Genomic DNA, 18,550 nt, shown 5'->3' with positions numbered 1-18,550 from the left:
TCACACCCCACGGCGGGTGCATCCGCAGTGGCGCTTGAACGCGGGCCCGGGCCCGGCAGACTGGTCTCGAAAGGATCGAAGTCATGGTCGAGGACAAGTCGAAGCTGGTGGCCAGGGACGCCCACACCCACGAGATCCGGGACGAAAACGGGGAGTGGATCAGGCTGGGTGACGAACTGAGCATGCAGGTGATCTTCAGGAACTTGACCGGGGAGAACTTCGCGGGCAAGCCGGCGACCGCCTATGCGGACTACCTGAGCTGGATGAGGCACTTCACCGCAGCTTCCTGGCCGGGACGAAGTGACCCGCTGGGACCGGGCAGGACAATCGAACTCGCGCCCATCAGCGGGACGCCGATCGCCCGGTTCAGATTCGGGTCGTAGACCAGGAAGGAGGTCACCATGGAGGCCGAGGAACTGGCCCGGACGTTGGTATCTGCGCTTCCCAAGGGTGTGCCAGGACTCTTCAATCCCTGGGCCGACGTGTGCGGAGAGGATCTCGGGTCGAATGGGCCGGCTGCCAAGCAGCGGCGGCTGCAGCAACATCTGGACTGCGATGCGGAATTCATCCTCTGCGGCGAAGCGGCGGGCTGGCAGGGCATGCGACACACGGGGCTGGCCTTCACCAGCGAGCGGCACGTGTTGGACGGCGCCGTGCCCAGGCTGGTTGACGCACCGGGACGGTTGACCTCGAGGGCCCGTCCCTTTGCTGAGCCTTCGGCCACGCTGGTTTGGCGATCGCTGTACGCGCTGGATATCGCGGAGCGGGTGGTGATGTGGAACGCATTGCCGATGCATCCGCACGACCGTGGTGACCCGTGCTCGAATCGCACGCCGACCGACGCAGAGTTCACCCACGGCCGCACGCCTCTCCGGTTGCTGTTGGCAGCCTTTCCGCGCGCTGCGGTGGTCGCAGTCGGCAAGAAGGCGGCCGAGCAACTGGTCCGGCTTGGCGTGGCGCCTGCCGCCGCTGTCCGGCATCCGGCCAACGGTGGCGCGCAGGCATTCGCGCAAGGCTTGGAGGCCTGCGTCAAGGCGCGGCGGAGGCGTTGAGCGTGCCCGACAACCACACGGGGGCCGGCTCTGCCGGCGACCGGTTTTGGCTGCTCCACGAGCTGGCGAGAGACCATCCGCTCCGCCGGCAGCCGCTCGGGATGCTGGCAGCCCAGTGCCGCAACCGGTACTCCAAGGAGTGGCGCGATGTCGCGCGCTGGCGCATCGCGAGCTGCGCATTCGACGACTTGGGTGAGGCCTGGACTACCACCAGCGAGTTTCGGGTCAGGGCGCCCTGAGCGTTGCGGTCTCGGCCAGACGCAGACCTTGAAGGCGAGGTGGCCGGCGAGATCCTGAAGGTCCAATCAACGGACCTTGCAGGCACCTCGCATGAACGACCTCGACACGGACTCGGTCCAAAGCGCGATCGCTGAACTCAAGGCCAAGGGGTACGGTGTTCGCCGAACCACGGGCCCATGCCAGCGCGAAGCCAGCTATGCCTTTGTGTTGAGCCGGCCGATGATGGCGACGGCGCTCTTCGGTCCGGCGCGCTCTAGCGTGTTCGCAGCCTGGGCATCGGCGCAGGAGCATGCAGAACAGGGCGAGACCGCAGCGTCGACGCAGCGGCTGGCGCCGTTCTATGCGGCGGAGTTGCCCGCGAGCGCATTCGACGCTTCGGCCATCGCGCAGCGGTTCGGTGTGGATGTCGAGTCGGCCGAGCGCCAGGTGCAGCAGTTGCGCTGTCAGTCGATCTTCCTGAGCGAAACCTACCAGGTCAACGTCCAGCTCCTGCGACACCCCTTCGGGCCGAACCTCGGCGACGTGGCGTGGCTGTCGATCAAGCGTCGCGATCGTGAGGTGGTCCGGGACTGGCGCGAGCTACAGGCGATCAAGAACGCGATCGTCGGGCCCGAGCACGAAGGGTTCGAGCTCTACCCCGCCGAGTCGCGCCTGGTCGACACCGCGAACCAGTTCCACCTCTTCGTGTTCATGGACGCGAAGGTGCGCATGCCCGTGGGCTTCCTGGAGCGGGAGGTGACTGGCGCCGATGCGGCAAGGGCGGTCGGCGCCACGCAACGCGAGCTGCCCGAAAGCGCGTGATGGCGTTCGATGTCCTGGAAGTGCCGGTCGAGCGCGCCGGGCGCAAGGCCGGGCCTATTCTGCGGGTCGGCATCCCGACCACCGGCGGCAGGATCCTCAAGGCTGCCAGGGATGCAGGCTACAGCGTCCTGTTCAGCACCAACGCCTTCATGAACCGCGATGGCAATGGGGAGGTTGTGAGCGTGCGCCGGCCCGACCCCGAGCAGTTTGCCGGCCTGGACGCTGCGCTGGACAGCGCCGGCTTCGTGGCGATGTCCAGGTACCGCGGTTTCCCTTGGACGATCGAGCAGTACCTGGACCTGGTGGAGAGCTGGCCATGGGCCTGGTACGCCAGCTGGGACCAGTGCGTCGAACCCGAGATCGCGTCGTCCAAGATCGACGTGTACTTCCGGCTGGCCGAGACCTGCCGGCTGCTGTCCGAGGTGCGCATGCGGGCACGGGATCGTGGCCTGCCCGACCCAATGCCTGTTGTGCAGGGGTGGGAGGTCGACCACTACCGGTGGTCGCTTGACCATCTGCCGCTGGCTTCATGGCCGAAGCTGCTGGGCGTGGGCTCGATGTGCCGGCGCCATGTGCACGGACCGAACGGCATCCTGGCGATCGTAGAGGCGCTCGACCGTGTCTTGCCGTGTGGCGTTGGCCTGCACCTGTTCGGGGTGAAGGGAACGGCCCTGCGCTTCCTCAGCGACCATCCACGCATCGCCAGCGTCGACTCGATGGCCTGGGACTTCGCGGCCCGTCGCCAGGTTCCGATCGGCCGAACGGCGGACAAACGCATCGACGTGATGCATGCCTGGGTGCGCCGGAACGCCTCACAGCTTGAGCTGCCGAAAGCGCCCTACGACCTGCAGTTGTTCGAAGAGCCCAGCGACGAGGCCTCGGCCGAGCTTCAGGAATGGTTGGAACTGGTGGTGGACAACCAGACCGATGCGGTCAGCGCCTGGCACCACTGCATGAGGACTTGGGTCGGTGGGTGAGTGCCACGGCGATGAGGCGCGGCCGGGCTACACGCCCAGGCGCAGATCCAGGAACCAGTGGCCGCACCGTGACGCGATGCACTGTGGAGAGGCGAGGGGCTGGATCTCCTGCGGCGGGGTCGCGCACTCCATCGCCCGATGGTCACCCAGGATCTTCATGGACTGAGCACGAGCGGCTGTGACATTGGCCGAGTTGACCGCGGTCCGCTGGCACCCGATCGGCACGGGCTCGCACTGGGCATTCGCCGTGCAAGCCTGCCAGGCTGCCGGAAACTGCGCTCGGGCATCATCGGCGCGGCGAAGCCTGCCGAAGTCTGTTGCCGGTGTAGTGCGCGCGTTGGCAATGAGCAGGACCGATGGCTGGCTCGTGGCCGGTCCCGCATAGAGCCAACGCTGGCCAACGGCGAAGGCGATGGAGCACGTGGACGGCGTCAGGGTTTCGACGGCGGTTGACGGTCCCGGCGCGCCGTTGATGGCGTGATGGACCGCAAACGTGACGCGCAGTCCAGACACGGACGTGACGGTGCCGATGAAGGCGAGCGGTGCATCGGCCAGGCGCTGCGAGTAGGGGCGCAAGTCCCGTGGCACCGTGCAGGCGAAGGTGCAGGTTGCCCAGAATGCCATGAGCAAGGCCGGGAGCCAGTCGCGGTGGCGCATCGGAATCTCCGTTGAAGGGGCCGAGCATCACTGTCGCAAAGCGGGCGCTGGCCGTCCAATCGAAACGCCGGTGGCAGCCCCCCAGGATTCCTGGCGAACATCGGTGGCCGACCCCGAGAGGCGGACGAGGACAGACTTCGGGATCTTGCTGCTTCGCTGTCCATCGGTCTCGTGCTCCGTCGGTTCGGGGGGAGTCAAAGTGGGTGCAGGCGTGAACTGGCCTTGCTCACGGCCTGCGCGGTCGTAGGGAGCCTACAAGGAGCTTTCGCCTAGCGCTGATGACGGTTCGCGGGAGGTGTGTGCCTGCAGACGGAACTCCTCGGCGCAACGGCGATGACCGCACGGGGAGGTGGCCGAGCGCGCTCGGGCGGAAGACCGCGCCAGTTGTTGCGGTGCGGTAACGCAACGCCCGGCGGCGGCGACGTGGGCTGGGAAGGCGCAGCCGCGACCGAGACCACGTGGTCCCCTGCTAGCATGGAATCAAGGAAGAGCGATGGCGACCAAGAACCCGCGACTAGCGAAACTCATTCAGGCATTCTGTGAAGCCCCAGGAGCCGAGCGAAACCTATACGACAGCCTCAAGAAGTTGCTGACCGATGCGGCATCGCCGTCGCGCTGTGACGTCGGAAGTGTCGTCATTGACTCGCCGATTCCAGGGACGCGCTGTGCACCGGACCTGACGCTGTACCTGATGGGCGAAAAGGGCAAGCCGATGGTGACGGCCTCCCACGTCTTCGCGTCGATCGAGGTCAAGCGAGGCAACCACCTGGCGAGGTCCGAAGCTGCCGTCCTTGCTGAGAAGTGGAAGTACATCACCTCCACGACGAGGCATTTCTACCTGATCGACCAGAAGCGCGTCATCCGATACCAGGTCGATCCAGGCGGTGAGGTTCGCAACCGGCTTGCTTGGACGTGGTCGCGCTTGTCGCAGGACGATCAGTTCATCAAGGCCTTCGGGCCAATCAGCTCGGACTTTGCACGCGTCTCGTCGGCGATCGAAGCATTCAAGCTGGGGGTCACTGGCTTTGCCTACGTCGACGTGGAAGACACGACCCGTCGCGAGTTCATCGACGCGGTCCGCGTTGCGGCGAGCACGATTCGCGAGGCCGTCGAAGTCGTCGTGCGTGACGTGCTGATCGGGCAGGTTCGCACGGCGCGCGGTGCGCTCGATGCGCTGAAGGAGCAGTGGGGCGACTGGAAGCTCACCTGGACCGACGCCACGCTGCCCCAGGTCAGCTATGCCAAAGCCTCGTCACTTCATGGTGCCGAGTTGCTCGCCTACGAAAACGCGGTCGACCGCGTCGTACTGGCGATCGAGCCGTACGTCTCGGCCCTGAAGCTTGAAACCGTCGTCCTGCCCCGAACTGCCTACCGGATGGGCTTCGACGAGCCGGTGTCGTTGCTCTCCGACTTGAAGGACAAGAAGGGGAAGATGACCTCCGCCGGCAAGGCGATCGACTCGCTCGGCTACGAGACCGCGTCGATGATCCTGTCCAGGATGCTGATGGTGCGCTTCGCCGAGGACCACGGCCTGCTCAAGCGCTACATCTGCAATGGCGGTATCGAGCAGTTCTCCAAGTTCGCCGAGCACTTCAACATCGGCGCGCAGGGCCTGCTGCGCGAGGTCTACCGCAAGGCGCGCGATCTGTATTCAAGCGTGTTCTCGGCCGAGGCGCTGGACTGGGCGGTTCAAGGTGACGATCCGACGCTGAGCGACGCACTGTTGCACGCGATGTGGCTGCTGTCTCGCTGGAACTTCAAGACCGTCAAGGGCGACATCCTCGCTGGGGTCTACGACAAATACCTCGATGTCGCTAAGCGTCGAGCGCTCGGCGAGGTCTACACGCGTCCGGAAATCTGCCGCTACATGCTGGCACGCTGCAACGCTAAGCCGGCCGACACGGTCCTCGATCCCGCGTGCGGCTCGGGAACGTTCCTGGTCGAACACCTTCACGAGCAGCTGGAACGGCTTCGATCATCCAACGCCCTGAACGTCGAAGCTGTTCAAAGCGTACTGCAGCGCATCTACGGCCTCGACATCAACCCGTTCTCAGTCGTGCTGTCGCAGATTCAAATGCTGTGGCAGCTGCTGGACGTATTCGCCTACTTGACCCCTGACGAGCAGAAGACCACTGCCAAGGCGTTGATTCCCCACATCATGATCGAGGGTGGGCACACGTCCCTCGACGCCTACGACCAGCCGATGGAAGCGCAGGGAGAGCGCGAACTCGACCTCGGTCAGGCTGACAGCGGAGGCGCCAAGTTCTCTGGTGCGTTCGGCACGCAGGTGCGCCGAAGGCTGAAGGCTATCGCGACCGGTCAATACGACGTGGTCGTGGCCAACCCGCCCTACGTCCGCGCGCACCGGCTTGCGCTCGACGAGCGGACCAAGAAGGCGTACGGGCGGATCATGTTTGGGCAGGTAGACCTGTACTGCATGTTCCTCTACCGCGCGTTGCGCACTTGGCTGAAGCCAGGTGGCAGGACGGCTTTCATCATCCCCATCGCGGTCCTCGAAGCCGGCTACGCGGAAGGCCTGCGAGGCGTGCTGGCCGAGTACAAGATCATCGAACTCGTCGACCTCGAAGCGCTGCGCAAGCTGACGTTCCGAGGCGTGAAGAAGCAGACCATCATCATCGTGCTGGAGAACACGCCGGCCACGGACGATGATCTGGTGACGATGCGGATCGCCGGGACCGAGTGCTACGACAGCGCGACAGATCAGATCGACCTCAATCGTGCCACGTCATCGCAGATCAGGCGCAAGCACTTGCTCGTCGAAAGCTACTTCGGTGCAGTCACCGACGACGATGACGGCGACGGAGGTGCGGCATGAACTGGCTGACGAGCAAGGTGCAAGCCGGTGACGTTGACATCCTCCTGAAGCTCGGGGCTGGCGCCAAGCTGCGGGACTACATCCAGACCGTGTACCGCAAGGTTCGCGGCAAAGATCGCGGCATCGTCGCAGCGGAAATCCCGACTGGGGCTGGCCAGTTCGAGTGGCAGGCCCGAAAGCTCATCGGCAAGGGGATGATGCCGAGCGGGAAGAAGATGTTCACCCCGACTGGGCGAGGCTTCTACCGTGGTCTGAACATCTTTCCCGGAGGTCTGCGCGGCGAACCCGTGGGTCTTTGGGACGGCACAGTGCCCCCAGCGGAGATTCGCACCTACAAGTACGACGCCTTGTTCGCAACAGAGCGCCTGTTCGTCGCCCGTGAAATGTCGGAGCTGCCGACCATTGCGGCGGTGCCGCCCGATGTGGTCTTCAACAACAAGGTGAACCTGATTCAACTCAGCGTGGCGTTTCCGCTGAACGGGTGGGTCCTCTCTAGGCCTGTGATGTTCGTGGCGGCTACCTGCCTGCGCTCAACCATCATCGAAGACCTCGGTTGCCATTGGTACCCAAAGACTCTCGGCCTGCTCCCGATGCCCGCACAGGTGACTGACGAACTCCGTCAGCGCCTGGAGGCAGCAACTGCAACCCTCATAGAGAAGGACGCGAACCTCGCGGATCGGTGGCGGCATGTTGAGGCGCTGCTGTCCGGATCGGCAGCCCAGTCGGTGAGTCAGCTGATCGCATCCGGGTCGTCGCTGGTCGATGGCTTCGTGCTGCCGATTCACGAACCGGACGACGCCCTGCCGGATGGAATCGAGATCACCGAAACCGGCCTCCAAGGTGAGGGAGGAGCGTTTCAGCTTCCTGTACCCAACGCCGACCTTCGCGCTGTGCTCTGGTACATGATCGACCGCAAGCGGTTGGCGGAAGACGCCGAGGTGCCTGTTGCCTACATTGGCGCGTGCCCCGTCGCAGGGAACATCGCCGAAGTTGCTGCTGCCATCAGGTCTGCGCATGGATCAAGCGCGCAGGGCGAGTTCGATTCGGCACGTGATGAGTTGGACCGGATCGTTGCCGAAGCCCTCGAACTGAGCGCCGAGCAGCTGGCATACATCTGTCAGCGCTTCAGGGAGGACCCGTTCCTCTCGCAGATTCGACCGATGTGGGCTCACCGTGGCCTACACGTTCAAGGGTTCCAAGACAACTCGGCAGAGGATCGTTCGACCACCTGAACACCGCCGGCTTCGTGTGGTGGTGGGCGATCGACCCTGACGAGACAACTTCGGGGAGCGAGGTGTCATGGCAGGAGCGGTTCCGGAAGTCTACGAAGGGCGCGTACCGGCGCTCGTCAAGCACACGCTCCTGAAGAGCTATCTTGAAAAGTTGGTGCTGATCATCGGCATGAATGGTCGGAAGACCGGCACGGCTGAAATCTGCTACGTCGACTGCTTCGCGGGCCCTTGGGGCTCGGACGACGAAGACCTGGACGGGACCTCGATCGCGCTGTCGCTCAAGACGCTCGCAGGCTGCAAACAGGAATTGGCCACGCGTGGTGTGGATGCGCGCATGCGAGCGCTCTACATAGAGAAGGACAAGGCCGCATTCAAGAAGCTGTCCTCGTTTCTTGCTGAGCGAGCGACCACCGAGGTCAAGCACGAATGCCGCAACGGCGACTTCGTTGACCTCCGCTCCGACATCCTCAGTTGGTGTGGGCCGTCGGCGTTCACGTTCTTCTTCGTGGACCCCAAGGGTTGGACGCCGATCGTCATCGACGTGATGGAGCCCCTGCTGAAGCGGCCTCGATCCGAGTTCCTGATCAACTTCATCTACGACTTCATCAACCGGACGATGTCGATACCGGCCTTCGAAGCGGACATGCGCCAGCTGTTGGGCCGATCGGTCAACGTGGAGGGCATGAGTCCCAGTGAGCGCGAGCACGCATTGCTCGGCGCGTATCGCGACGGTGTCAAAGCGTGCATTCCAGCGGGACGCAATGAGTTCCGAGCCCGAACTGCCTACGTCGGGGTGATGCATCCTTCACAGGAACGGACCAAGTACCACCTGGTCTACCTGACGAGCCACCACACCGGGATCGTCGAGTTCATGGAAATCTCGGAGAAGGTGGACATCGTCCAGACGCGAGTCCGGGCCGCGACCAAGTTGGAAGAAAAGGAACGATCAACGGGAATGGGTGATCTGTTCGCCGACGATGCAAAGAACGAGACCGGCGAAGGACGAAGCAGCCCGAGTGATGTCGATGCGTACTGGCGTGACTACCTCAGCGGCGGCGAACGCCGAATCGACAAAGCCGCATTCGCGGACATCCTCGAAGCAACGGACTGGTTCCCAGGTGAGCTGCAGGCCTCGCTGCTGCGCCTGATCAAAGCCGGCGCCGTCGTCAATCTCGATGACCCCGCATCGAAGCGTCGGTCCAAGCCATTGCACTTCGACAAGGAGGGCGAGCGCCTCAGGCTGGCATAGGCGCCGCGCGTTGCCGGTACCACCATCCGCGTCGAGGCATCAGGGACGGCGGTTCAGACCTCTTCGCTGCGGTCGCGGAACTCCAGCTTGAACTGCCAGCCCTCGAATGTCGAGACCATCCGGCCAAGTTCTTCCCAGGAGACGTCGCGGCCATCGATGACCACCATAGGGACGCCGTGGCCCTCGTCGGGATCGCTGCCAACGGTGCCTCGCAAGACCATTCCGTCGTTAACTTGCAGGCCGTGCTTCGTCTCTTCCAGATGGGTGCGCGCGAGAGCACGGCGCATCTTGCCAATCAGCTTGCCAAGCAGCTCCAGCGGGTCATCCTCCGGGTCACCGATCACCTGGAAGCGATAGCCGCCTGGGGAGCCGTTCTGCAGCTCATACGCGTCGATCGATACGCCGGGCCCAAATAGACGTGTGTGGAACCGGAACTCGTGTTCGATCCCACGTGCGTCAAGCATGCGGACGGGTTCGAACACGACGTGCTCGAATCCTTGGAGCCCGAGTTGGCTGGCCGCAGCCTCGTTGAAGCAACGGCCGCACAGCGGCCGGTAGCCGCTTTCCATGGAGCCGTAGTTGACGGCGTCGTGGGCGACGAGCGGTTGGCTGCAGGCCTGGCAAGTGGTTGGTTCCATGGGTGCGGAAGATGATGTGGCAGCACGGATCAATGAGGCGGCTCAGATCACGAACAGCGTTCGCTGCGGCGGCGACATGATCTGGTCGGTGTCCTTGATCTGAGCCGCCGACCGACGACGGGTGCCGTCGGCGCCGACGATCTCGACGGCCCGCTCGGTGAGCAGCATGCCGATCGACTCGCGGTAGATTTCCTTCGAAGCTGGCGAGGTGTTGCACGTGGTGGCGAACAACTCACCGAAGCCGATGCCCGTGTCGTCGGCGTACACGAGTCGAGGAATCTGCGCGCCGAGTGCGGAGATACTGGCACGTCGAGCCACGTCGTCGAACTCGAACCCCAGGCCAGATTGACCCAGGAACGCGGCGTCGTGAACCGGGTCGTAGCCGACCATCTGGAACATGTCGAGGCCAGGGCCGCCGTAGTGGATGAACTGGTTGTTGTTGGCCCAGTGCACTTCCGTCATCACGTCACGAGCGCGGTGGTGCTGCGACATGTGGATCAACCAGTAGTCGCCGTGGCCACCACGATTGCGGATGAAGAAGGGCGTGAAGTGCCTGGCACCGCAGTTCTCGACCAGCCGCCGGTACAAGGTGCTCTGCAGCAGCAGCCGCCATTCGCGCTCGGACGACTTGATTTCGCCCACTGATCGGCCAGCGAAGATGTCGGGAATCCCGATGCCGTCGAGCAACTCCTTCATCTGGTCGCCGTCGTTCGCGAAGTTCATCAGCGAGTCGACGTTGAACGTCAAGATGATCTCCGCTCGCGGCAGCGCCTCGAAAATCTTGCGCATCAGGGCCGTCGGCACATCCTTGTAGCCGTACTGGTCGAGCGCGAAGATGGATCGACCGTTCTTCGGGCTCTTCTTCTTGATGAACTCGATGATCGCGTCAGCCCTGTCCTGAAACCGGGCGTGGTCGATGTGGATGTCCTTGCCGATCCTGTCGCCGTAGCCTTCCTCTGTCAGCACCTTACGGAGGTGCGCGTGCGCGTGATGGTCGGCCTCGGTGAAGAAGTAGTCGACCTGGAGTTGGACGGGCTTGCGCCGGTCCTGGTTGATCCTGAACTCGGCTTCCCGCGTGGCTTGCAGGAAGATGAAGGGCGAGCCCTTGACGGGCTCGCGCGTGTCGTTGTGGATGTACAGGCCGCCACCGGCAAACCCATCAACAAGGGTGAGCTTCAAAACGTCCTGGTTCGGCGAACTGACCAGGGTGCGGAAGTAGGCGGCGAGGTAGGCCTCAAGAATGCGGTGCTTGGCGACGCTGTGCTGTTGGATGAGGTCAGGACCGTCCTTCCAGTTGTATTGCTTCAGCGTCATGCGGTCCTTCAGGCGTGGGCGGACAGTGCTGGCATGTCGTCCCAGGTGCGCCCTTGAAGCAGCCGGCCGTTGGCCTTCTTGGAGCGGCGTTTGCCATCGGCACCCCACCCGCCCCACTGCTTGAAGAAGAACTGCACTCCCTGGTCCTCACATTGTTGGCGAACATTCTCGACCCATTCGAGCTGCATAGGACGGGCCTTGGGTCCCGATTCTCCGCCGACGATTACCCAATGAATATCGGTTAGGTCTAACGCGCCAACATCGGCGAGCAGCGGCTCGACCGACAGGAAGCGAATACGCGCGTCGACCTGGCGCAGCGCCGCGATCCGAGGAACTCCATAGCGCCGATCTTCCACGGACACGCCGAGCCAGGCGTTGTCTGGCACCGCGCGGTTCCGGAAGAACGAGGCCATGCGATCTGCTCGCTTGGTCAGCACCTGGAACGTGTGCTGCGGGCAGCGGCGAATCACGTCGAAGACCTGAGCGATGTAGTTGTCGTCCACACTTTTGTGGAAGAGATCGGACATCGAGTTGACGAAGTAGACCGTCGGCTTCTTGCGCGCGAGCGGTTCGGCCAGGCGTTCCGGCAAGATCGTCAGCTTGAAGCCGTTCTCGTAGCCCGGCGTGCCCATGGCCTGCAGCCGCTTGGCCATGGTCTCCGCGTAGCAGTGCTTGCACCCTGGTGAAATCTTGGTGCAGCCCACGGTCGGATTCCAAGTTGCCTCGGTCCATTCGATTCGGCTTGCTTGAGACATGAGGTCCTCCTGGTTCTTCAAAGTCAGTGCGGGCGTCTAGACGGCGTGGAGCACGCGCGTCACGACGCCCCAGATGTTCAGTTCGCTCTTGCTGCCGACGGGGATGTCGGCGAAGTCGGGATTGGCAGCCTGCAACAGCCATCCTGTGGCGGTGCGCTTCAAGCGCTTGACGGTCAGCTCGCCATCGATGTCGGCGACAACGATGCGGCCGACCTCAGGGGTCACGCCGCGATCGACCACCAACTCGTCGCCATCAGCGATGCCGGCGTCACGCATGGACCAGCCGGCCACCTTCATGACAAAGGTACTGCTGGGGTCGCGCACCAGGTGCTTGCCGAGATCGACCGCGTCCTCTTGGTAGTCGTCGCCGGAAGTGGGTTTGCCAGCGCGCACGCGGCGGCCGAGTGCCGGCACAGGGGTCGCCTCACGTAGCGATGCGATCGGCCTCAGCCCGGCGGCCTGGCCAGACGCCTCTGAGCGCTTGAGGCCTTCGAGGTAGCCCACAACCACGGAGACCTGGCTCTGCGGCACCCGTACGGTTTTCGTGGGCTCTCCATAGGCAGCCTTGCGCCCGGCACCCTTTCGGGTGCCGCCATGGCGAGGTTTGGTCGAGTCCGTGCGCATGATTTCGTGACGAAATCAAGCCTACCATGCGCTCTCTGTAAATCCCAGGAGGTCGTGCCCTGAGGCCTCAGGTGGCGACACCGCGTGCTCTACCGCCGGCCCAAATGCGCGAGCGCCTTCAAGCGGTGCAGCGCCTTCGTATGTGAGCGAGGATGGGTCTGCGCAGGCAGCCGCCATCTGGGGGGCGCGGTTCGGCCCCAACGACCAGGGATCTAGGCTGGCGGGGGCGGTGAAGGCGTCCATAGCCGCTGTTGGCAGCTGCGTCGGCCATGCTTGCGTGTCCTGGTTCAGTTCTGATGCGCCGCTTGCCGGATCCACTTGGAACATCGGAATCCTCGACAAGTGTGGTTGGGGCGCCGAACAGCCGTCGATCGTATTGGTACTGGCGCCCAGGAAGGACGTCGGCCCCCAGATCGTGTCGGCCTGGCGTTGCGGCATAGGTTGACGCTTCTTCGAGAAGACGGCGGCCTTCAGGCGGGTCGACGCAGGCGGTGGGGGCTGTTGCGCCGACAGCCGAGCTTGCTCGCCGCTCCCCGCCCGATCTGCGCTTCGGCTCGGGTGGGAGAGCTCGATCTCAGTCCGGCGCGGAGGAGCATCGTTGGCTGGGGCGTGAGATGAATATCTGCGTCCGTCCGACGAAGGCCCCTCGTGCAGGGGCCGGCCCAGCTCGCGAAGCCTGCGCCGCAGGCGTTCCAGCAGAGAGTTCACGAACCGTCTCCTGACCTCGAGGTGAGCATCGGCGAGCCAGCGCAAGGTCGCGGTGCCGACCCAGCGACTATGCAAGGGCGGCCGAGATTCGTCCAACCGAAACAACCCACCTGGCCCCCCGCCGAAACCAGCCGCCGTCGCCGGGCACCGGATGCAACGGATCAGAGTGGCTGGGTGCCCTGGCTCCGCTTGCGTTGTGACCGCACCCGCCGACCTTGAAGACGCAGGACCCCTTCGTATCGTGATCAGGTAGCAACAGCGAAATGGAGACCGTGATGAGCAACGACCTGCACGATGACGACACCGAGGTGGCGGAGGCCTGTGAAGCGCCGGCCACGCCAGCCCGCGAGGTTCCCGACATCCCCTTCGGTGTGACGCGCGGCATGAGCAACGAGGACTACCACGGCGACCGCAGCGCCGTCTCCTCGACCCAGCTCAAGCGCATGCTGATCAGCCCCGCGCACTTCCTCAGCGGCATCACCGATCCGGAGGAGTCCACCGAAGCGCTGCTGTTCGGCTCGGTGCTGCACGGCCGGCTGCTGGAGCCCGACACCTTCGAGTCGCGGTTCTTCGCGATGCCCAAGGTCAACCGCGCCAGGAAGGAAGGCAAGCAGCGCTATGCCGAATGCATGGTGCAGGCGGCCGGGCGCACCGTGTACCCCGAGGCCTGGAAGGAGCCCATCGAGCGGATCATCGATAACGCGATGACCCACCGCAAGGCGCGCGAACTGCTGGCCAAGGGCGAGGCCGAGGTGGCGCTGGTCTGGCTGGACTCCGACACCGGGATCAAGTGCAAGATCAAGATCGACTGGTGGCACGACGCCCGCACGCTCGCCGACGTGAAGTCCGCCGAGGACGTGACCTTCGAAGGCTTCCGCCGTTCCTGCGCCAGGCTCGGCTACGCGCTGTCCGCGGCGATGTACTGCGAGGGCGTCTACCAGCTCACCGGCGAGGAACCCGAGTGGGCCTTCATCGCCTGCGAGAAGGGCCGGCCGAACACCGTCGCCGTATACCGTGCGATGCGCCCGTTCCTGGAGCGCGGCCGCAGCGACTTCCGGCGGGCACTGCATCGGCTGGCCGAGTGCCGGGCGCGAGGGCACTTTCCGATGCTGCAGGCCGACGGCGAGTGGGAGGACATCGACCTGCCGCGGTGGGCGTGACCCGAGGGGCCTGCAATGCCCTTTGCCGACGCCCAGCCGCTGGCGGCCAGCTTCAGCCTGCTCGGCTGGTGCAACGGGACTGCAGCCCCGCGCCGGAAGAGCCCGCCATCGACTGGGTGCCCGGCCAAGGGCACCGACAAACTCAGCTGACGGCGAAGTCCGCGAGCTGTTTGCCCTCTTCGAGCCGAGCGACCAACCACCGCGGCTTGTTGCCGCGGCCGGTCCAGGTGTTGTCGCCGTCGCGGTACTTGATCGCCACGGGCTTGCCCTTCGCGGCCGATTTGCGCGCCGGCGCCTTCTTCGCAGCGGTCCGGCTCGTCGTGGCCTTCTTGGCCTTGCCGAACAACTGGTCGGGCGTGATGCCGTAGTGCTCGATGGCCGTGCGGATCCGGGCGATGACTTCCTTGACCTCTTTTGCCTTGAGCGCCTCTGCCTCGGCCTGGAGTTTCTGAATCTGGGCCTGAAGCTGGCCGTACGACTTTGCCAAATCGTTCTCCTGTAACGCCGCAAGTCTACGTTGGCGAAGCCCAGTTTCCATTGCGTGATCGAGAGCTGGCCAATGCGCCGCGAGGGCACTGAGCTCGAAAGCTTCCGGCTCGCGCTGTGTGGAACATGTCGAACGTTGCACATGGCGGCCCCCGTCACGCAGTCGGAGGCGCGACAGCCTCGTCGCCCCCTACCGGCGCGGTGGCGCGTGCATGGGCCTGGCTCTTGCCTAAATACGCATCCGAAATCGCGATGCGACCGTGACCCAGCTCAGATGCGACGGCCAGGCGTGCGGTGGCATCGCCCTCGCCATTGCCGGCACCGCCGCGCACCGGCGACGGCTCACCGGTCAGCTCCTCGTAGCGGTCGTTGGCGTGCTGGTGCCGCAGGCCGTGCGCTGTGACCCCCAGGGCTGCCTTCGTGATGCCGAAGCGCCGCAGGACGTTGTAGAAGCGGTTGGCGTTCTGCGTCGCGGTGCGGCCGGGAGCGCCCACGTACTGGCCCGGCGCCACCGATTGCAGAGCGCGTTGCAGCAGGGCCTCCTGCTCGGGCGTCTGCACGGGGATGTCACGCGGGCGGCCGCCCTTGGTGCCGTAGCGCACCCGCAGGAACCGCTCGCAGTCCGGGAAGTGCTGGGTGTCGCGCGGGTTGGCCTCGTCGCGGTTGATCACCGCCATGTGCGGCCGAAAGTGCCGGGCTTCCTTCGCGCGCAGGCCGAAGTGGTAGCAGAGCTCGAGCTGGATGCCGACCCAGGGATCGTAGGCAGTGACCTCGGCGATCTTGGCCTCGACCTCGACGCTGCGCGCGATCCAGCTGCGGTCGAAGTTGGCCGTGCGGTCGCGGTGCACGTAGTGCGAGTCGTCGCCGAAGTAGGTGGCGACGTCGCGGACCATGCCGGGCCGGCCGATCCAGGCCGCGTAGGTGCGAAGGAAGCTCAGGTAGTTGTGGACCGTGGCCACCGAGAGCTTGCGCTCGGCCCACAGCCGCGCGACGGCCTGCACCTGGCGGTTCGTGAGGATGCGCGGGTCGGCCTCGCGGAACGTGGTGTTGAAGCGCAGGTCGTCCCAGAATTTGAAGTAGAAGCGCTCGCGGTCGAGCATGGTCTTCTGGGAGACGGTCTTGATGAGCTTGGAGTGCTCCTGGTTGTGGATCACGAGCACGCAATGGAGCACGCGCTTCCAGTCGCGCGTGCCCTGCGGCGCCGTGTCGAGGACGTTCTGCGGGTTCCTCGGCGCGCCCGCCGGCGACCGCCGCGCATAGACCAGCTTCTTAGGCGGGGCTTTCTGCTTCTTCGACGACATCTCTTGCTCCGTTGAAGGCCGGCGAGCCACTTCAGCCGCGTCAAAGGGTGCGGACGCGAAAGTCCAGCTCGCACGTGCGTCCAGGGTCGCGCGAGCAGGTCGAAGGTCAAGGGCAGGGCCGCACCGCCGACCCTCGTGCGCGGTGCGTTGTTTCAAGCGTTCGGCCGCGCGGGGCGGCCAGGCAGGCGTTAAAAAATCTCTGTTTCCCGCAGCTCGCCGCCGTGCTTCCACGGCGGTGAACGACATGACGCACACACCTCGAGGGATGCGACGCGCCCACCTCGGTCCATGCCGAGGCGCTTCTGGGAGTTCGTGGGGTACCGTCTTTCGCCGCTTGAAACGCACTCCTGCCATCGGAGCGCACGGGGCCACGCCTGGAATCGGTCGCACCACCTCAGACGGGCAGTGATGACCGAGAACCCTCAAGGGGTTGACGACGTTGGCGACGGTGTTGTCGCGAGCAGCACGACGGCTGCTCAGCGGATGGCCTCAGCCGCGGCGTTGCCGCCAACGAAGGCCACTCAGGCAGATCCGATTGACGGATCGAGATGGGGAGATAAGGGCACCGCGACTGGCGCGGCAGGGCCTCGAAGGGCCGGGGCTTGAAGTGCAGGTCACGACTGCGAACGGCGGGTTCTCGGAGTCCGCAACACCGGCCTGCTTGCATTGAGAGCTGTGGCAGGCAGCACAGGCTCGGGGAGAAGTTGAACCCATGCGAGGCTCGGTTGTCAACACCGGGAGGGCTTGAACAATGGCGCTGCTCTGGCGGTGGCTAGTGTGTCGCCGGCCTTGCCGAATCCAATCTCCTCTGGCCTTGACTTCCTTGCTTCCCCGTCTAGCTCTCGAAGGCGCGAGCAAGGTCAAGTACGAGAGCCATGGTCCATCACCGAATCAGGACGAAAGCTGCAGCCAGGATGCGGCGCGGAGCCGCTGATGCCGCCATGTGTGACGGACATCGGCGACGCGGTGCCGGCGCTGTCTTGGTGAATGTCCGTCGCAAGTGCCGCGTCCAAAGCGCGTGGCGTGCTGCGGGCCGCAGAAAGCCGGGGGGCTACGACCCGCCTTTCCGGGTTGGCGGCGCGTGGACTCTTGGCGATGCTGTCGCCATCGGTCAACGCAATGCGGAGAGCAACGTCCATGGAAGCAATCGTCAGAGCCATCGATGTGGGTTTCGGGAATACCAAGTACGTGCTGGCCGCGCAAGGCGGAAGGGTCGAATGCGCGCACTTCGCCTCGATCGCCTATGACAGTGCGCATGACAACTCGAACGATGCGCTCGGCAGCAAGCGCAAGACGGTCTGCGTGCCAGTGGGCGGCATGTGGTACGAGGTGGGGCCCGACGTTGCGCTTGCAGCCGACGGCTTCGTGGGCCGGAATCATCACGACGACTACATGCGCACCCCCGAGTACAGGGCGTTCACGGCTGGGGCCCTTCACTTCATGAAGGTCGACAGGGTCGACCTGCTGGTGCTCGGACTGCCGGTGGTGGACTACATGCGCCGCAGGGCGGACCTGCAGAAAGCGATGACGGGCAAATTCGAGGTGGGCCGCAATCGCACGGTCGAGGTCAAACGGGTGTTGGTCGTGGCGCAGCCGCAGGGGGCCATGTATGCCGTCTTCGGTGATCAGGCGAACGCAAAGCTCCGGAATGGCAGAACCTTGGTCATCGACGCCGGCTCGCGCACCTTCGACTGGCTGGTGACGCTGGACAGCAAGGTGGTTGGCAAGATGAGCGACTCGGTGAACCGTGGGGTGCACGACATACTGCTCAAGATTGCCGCCGCGATCGCGAGCGAGACTGGCAGGGGCTACCTGAACCTTGAGGCGATCGACAGGGCACTGAGGAGCCGCAAGCCCCTGCGCGCCTACAAGCGGAGCGTTGACCTCAAGAAGTTCGACAACACGATCGAGAAGATCGCCGACCAAGCCGTCTCGATGCTCCATGGCAAGCTGGGCGCGACAGACGACCTGGAGCACATCGTGGTGGTGGGTGGCGGGATGCATCTGTACCGCGCATCGATTCGGCGGAAGTTCCCCGAGATCGCCATCAGTGAGGTGGACGAACCCCTCTATGCGAACGTGAAGGGCTTCCAGCTGATGGGCGAGCAGTACGTGCGTGAGAACCCACAGTTGTTCGCCACGGCGCCGGCCCGAGTCGAAGTGGCTCAGATCGGAGCGTAGCCAGCCATGGGAGCCCAACCGAAAATCGTGATGCAGGTGACCATCAGCGCGGAAGAGTGCCCCGAGCTCCATCGCGAACTCATCGGGATGACCGCTGCTCGAAGGCGAGTGAAGCGGCTTCTTGGTCTGGCCGGAGTCGGGCTGCTGGTCGAACATGGGCGCCTTGGTGGCGTGGCGACCTCGAGCCGGGGCCACGCAGCGCCGCCGATCTCGATGTCGCTGAGGCCGCTGGGGCAGACAGCCGCTGTACCGCTGGCGCCGCCCCGCGGCGCCATCGTTGGCCAGAGCATCGCCGAGATGACCGATGCGTTCGGGGAAGTGGATGAGAAGGACTGATCG

The 18,550-nt window shown here is 64.6% G+C and carries 17 protein-coding genes; 10 read left to right on the top strand and 7 right to left on the bottom strand.

Annotated features, from left to right (window positions below; translation table 11 throughout):
* Positions 1-83: 83 nt before the first annotated feature.
* From Q0599_RS00470 to Q0599_RS00455, 4 genes are all read left to right on the top strand, one after another.
* Positions 84-383 carry a hypothetical protein gene (locus Q0599_RS00470; protein ID WP_298824154.1) on the top strand — a complete coding sequence of 100 codons (300 nt, stop codon included), beginning with the start codon at positions 84-86 and terminating at the stop codon, positions 381-383.
* An 18-nt stretch (positions 384-401) separates the two neighbouring features.
* On the top strand, positions 402-1,052 hold the full coding sequence (locus Q0599_RS00465) for a uracil-DNA glycosylase (RefSeq protein WP_298824152.1): 651 nt from the start codon (positions 402-404) through the stop codon (positions 1,050-1,052).
* A 330-nt stretch (positions 1,053-1,382) separates the two neighbouring features.
* Positions 1,383-2,093 (top strand): hypothetical protein, encoded by a 711-nt coding sequence (locus Q0599_RS00460; protein WP_298824149.1) that lies wholly within the window; start codon positions 1,383-1,385, stop codon positions 2,091-2,093.
* Positions 2,093-3,070 (top strand): hypothetical protein, encoded by a 978-nt coding sequence (locus tag Q0599_RS00455; RefSeq protein ID WP_298824147.1) that lies wholly within the window; start codon positions 2,093-2,095, stop codon positions 3,068-3,070. Before Q0599_RS00460 ends, Q0599_RS00455 begins: the two co-directional genes overlap by 1 nt.
* 27 nt (positions 3,071-3,097) lie before the next feature.
* On the opposite strand, the gene Q0599_RS00450 is transcribed toward Q0599_RS00455, so the two are convergent.
* Positions 3,098-3,727 carry a hypothetical protein gene (locus Q0599_RS00450; protein WP_298824145.1) on the bottom strand — a complete coding sequence of 210 codons (630 nt, stop codon included), beginning with the start codon at positions 3,725-3,727 and terminating at the stop codon, positions 3,098-3,100.
* A gap of 493 nt (positions 3,728-4,220) precedes the next feature.
* Here Q0599_RS00450 and Q0599_RS00445 point away from each other — a divergent pair, with 493 nt between their 5' ends.
* The 3 genes from Q0599_RS00445 to tcmP all read left to right on the top strand — a co-directional run bounded on the left by Q0599_RS00445 (position 4,221) and on the right by tcmP (position 9,044).
* Entirely contained in the window at positions 4,221-6,563 is a 2,343-nt protein-coding gene (locus tag Q0599_RS00445) for an N-6 DNA methylase (protein WP_298824143.1), read from the top strand.
* Entirely contained in the window at positions 6,560-7,795 is a 1,236-nt protein-coding gene (locus tag Q0599_RS00440) for a hypothetical protein (RefSeq protein WP_298824140.1), read from the top strand. Before Q0599_RS00445 ends, Q0599_RS00440 begins: the two co-directional genes overlap by 4 nt.
* 67 nt (positions 7,796-7,862) lie before the next feature.
* The gene (gene tcmP / locus Q0599_RS00435) at positions 7,863-9,044 is read left to right on the top strand and encodes a three-Cys-motif partner protein TcmP (RefSeq protein WP_298824137.1); all 1,182 of its coding nucleotides are present in this window, start codon (positions 7,863-7,865) and stop codon (positions 9,042-9,044) included.
* A gap of 53 nt (positions 9,045-9,097) precedes the next feature.
* Here tcmP and Q0599_RS00430 read toward each other — a convergent pair whose 3' ends face one another.
* The 4 genes from Q0599_RS00430 to Q0599_RS00415 are packed head-to-tail and all read right to left on the bottom strand — an operon-like array spanning position 9,098 to position 12,375.
* The gene (locus Q0599_RS00430) at positions 9,098-9,682 is read right to left on the bottom strand and encodes a hypothetical protein (RefSeq protein ID WP_298824133.1); all 585 of its coding nucleotides are present in this window, start codon (positions 9,680-9,682) and stop codon (positions 9,098-9,100) included.
* 42 nt (positions 9,683-9,724) lie between these two features.
* Positions 9,725-11,113, bottom strand: a complete 1,389-nt coding sequence (locus Q0599_RS00425) for a three-Cys-motif partner protein TcmP (RefSeq protein ID WP_298824131.1) — start codon at positions 11,111-11,113, stop codon at positions 9,725-9,727.
* The gene (locus Q0599_RS00420) at positions 11,005-11,751 is read right to left on the bottom strand and encodes a DUF5131 family protein (RefSeq protein WP_298824129.1); all 747 of its coding nucleotides are present in this window, start codon (positions 11,749-11,751) and stop codon (positions 11,005-11,007) included. Before Q0599_RS00420 ends, Q0599_RS00425 begins: the two co-directional genes overlap by 109 nt.
* A 36-nt stretch (positions 11,752-11,787) precedes the next feature.
* Positions 11,788-12,375 carry a LexA family transcriptional regulator gene (locus Q0599_RS00415; protein WP_298824126.1) on the bottom strand — a complete coding sequence of 196 codons (588 nt, stop codon included), beginning with the start codon at positions 12,373-12,375 and terminating at the stop codon, positions 11,788-11,790.
* Positions 12,376-13,358: 983 nt separating this feature from the next.
* Between Q0599_RS00415 and Q0599_RS00410 the strand changes: the two genes are divergently transcribed.
* Entirely contained in the window at positions 13,359-14,243 is an 885-nt protein-coding gene (locus Q0599_RS00410) for a PD-(D/E)XK nuclease-like domain-containing protein (RefSeq protein WP_298824125.1), read from the top strand.
* Positions 14,244-14,385: 142 nt separating this feature from the next.
* Here Q0599_RS00410 and Q0599_RS00405 read toward each other — a convergent pair whose 3' ends face one another.
* Complete coding sequence (locus Q0599_RS00405; protein WP_298824124.1) at positions 14,386-14,730, bottom strand: H-NS histone family protein; 345 nt, start codon at positions 14,728-14,730, stop codon at positions 14,386-14,388.
* Between the two features lie 154 nt (positions 14,731-14,884).
* Positions 14,885-16,276, bottom strand: coding sequence for an integrase domain-containing protein (locus Q0599_RS00400; protein ID WP_298824122.1), 1,392 nt, complete (start codon positions 16,274-16,276; stop codon positions 14,885-14,887).
* 891 nt (positions 16,277-17,167) lie between these two features.
* Between Q0599_RS00400 and Q0599_RS00395 the strand changes: the two genes are divergently transcribed.
* Positions 17,168-18,211 carry a PRTRC system protein D gene (locus tag Q0599_RS00395; protein WP_298824119.1) on the top strand — a complete coding sequence of 348 codons (1,044 nt, stop codon included), beginning with the start codon at positions 17,168-17,170 and terminating at the stop codon, positions 18,209-18,211.
* A 30-nt stretch (positions 18,212-18,241) separates the two neighbouring features.
* Positions 18,242-18,547 carry a hypothetical protein gene (locus tag Q0599_RS00390; RefSeq protein ID WP_298824116.1) on the top strand — a complete coding sequence of 102 codons (306 nt, stop codon included), beginning with the start codon at positions 18,242-18,244 and terminating at the stop codon, positions 18,545-18,547.
* Positions 18,548-18,550 lie beyond the last annotated feature (3 nt).

Origin of the sequence: uncultured Piscinibacter sp. (assembly GCF_937952055.1) — a bacterium.
In the GTDB taxonomy this organism is placed as follows: domain Bacteria; phylum Pseudomonadota; class Gammaproteobacteria; order Burkholderiales; family Burkholderiaceae_C; genus Piscinibacter.
Note: the sequence above shows the minus strand (reverse complement) of the source record. Positions and strands in the feature narration are given on the sequence as shown.

Bases quoted from the DNA above. Each gene is read 5' to 3' on its own strand.
- Q0599_RS00470 (WP_298824154.1), top strand. From the start codon at position 84: ATGGTCGAGGACAAGTCGAAGCTGGTGGCCAGGGACGCCCACACCCAC.
- Q0599_RS00420 (WP_298824129.1), bottom strand. From the start codon at position 11,751: ATGTCTCAAGCAAGCCGAATCGAATGGACCGAGGCAACTTGGAATCCG.
- Q0599_RS00400 (WP_298824122.1), bottom strand. From the start codon at position 16,276: ATGTCGTTCACCGCCGTGGAAGCACGGCGGCGAGCTGCGGGAAACAGA.
- Q0599_RS00390 (WP_298824116.1), top strand. From the start codon at position 18,242: ATGCAGGTGACCATCAGCGCGGAAGAGTGCCCCGAGCTCCATCGCGAA.
- Q0599_RS00450 (WP_298824145.1), bottom strand. From the start codon at position 3,727: ATGCGCCACCGCGACTGGCTCCCGGCCTTGCTCATGGCATTCTGGGCA.
- Q0599_RS00460 (WP_298824149.1), top strand. From the start codon at position 1,383: ATGAACGACCTCGACACGGACTCGGTCCAAAGCGCGATCGCTGAACTC.
- Q0599_RS00455 (WP_298824147.1), top strand. From the start codon at position 2,093: ATGGCGTTCGATGTCCTGGAAGTGCCGGTCGAGCGCGCCGGGCGCAAG.
- Q0599_RS00395 (WP_298824119.1), top strand. From the start codon at position 17,168: ATGGAAGCAATCGTCAGAGCCATCGATGTGGGTTTCGGGAATACCAAG.
- Q0599_RS00415 (WP_298824126.1), bottom strand. From the start codon at position 12,375: ATGCGCACGGACTCGACCAAACCTCGCCATGGCGGCACCCGAAAGGGT.
- Q0599_RS00445 (WP_298824143.1), top strand. From the start codon at position 4,221: ATGGCGACCAAGAACCCGCGACTAGCGAAACTCATTCAGGCATTCTGT.
- Q0599_RS00465 (WP_298824152.1), top strand. From the start codon at position 402: ATGGAGGCCGAGGAACTGGCCCGGACGTTGGTATCTGCGCTTCCCAAG.
- Q0599_RS00440 (WP_298824140.1), top strand. From the start codon at position 6,560: ATGAACTGGCTGACGAGCAAGGTGCAAGCCGGTGACGTTGACATCCTC.
- tcmP (WP_298824137.1), top strand. From the start codon at position 7,863: ATGGCAGGAGCGGTTCCGGAAGTCTACGAAGGGCGCGTACCGGCGCTC.
- Q0599_RS00410 (WP_298824125.1), top strand. From the start codon at position 13,359: ATGAGCAACGACCTGCACGATGACGACACCGAGGTGGCGGAGGCCTGT.
- Q0599_RS00430 (WP_298824133.1), bottom strand. From the start codon at position 9,682: ATGGAACCAACCACTTGCCAGGCCTGCAGCCAACCGCTCGTCGCCCAC.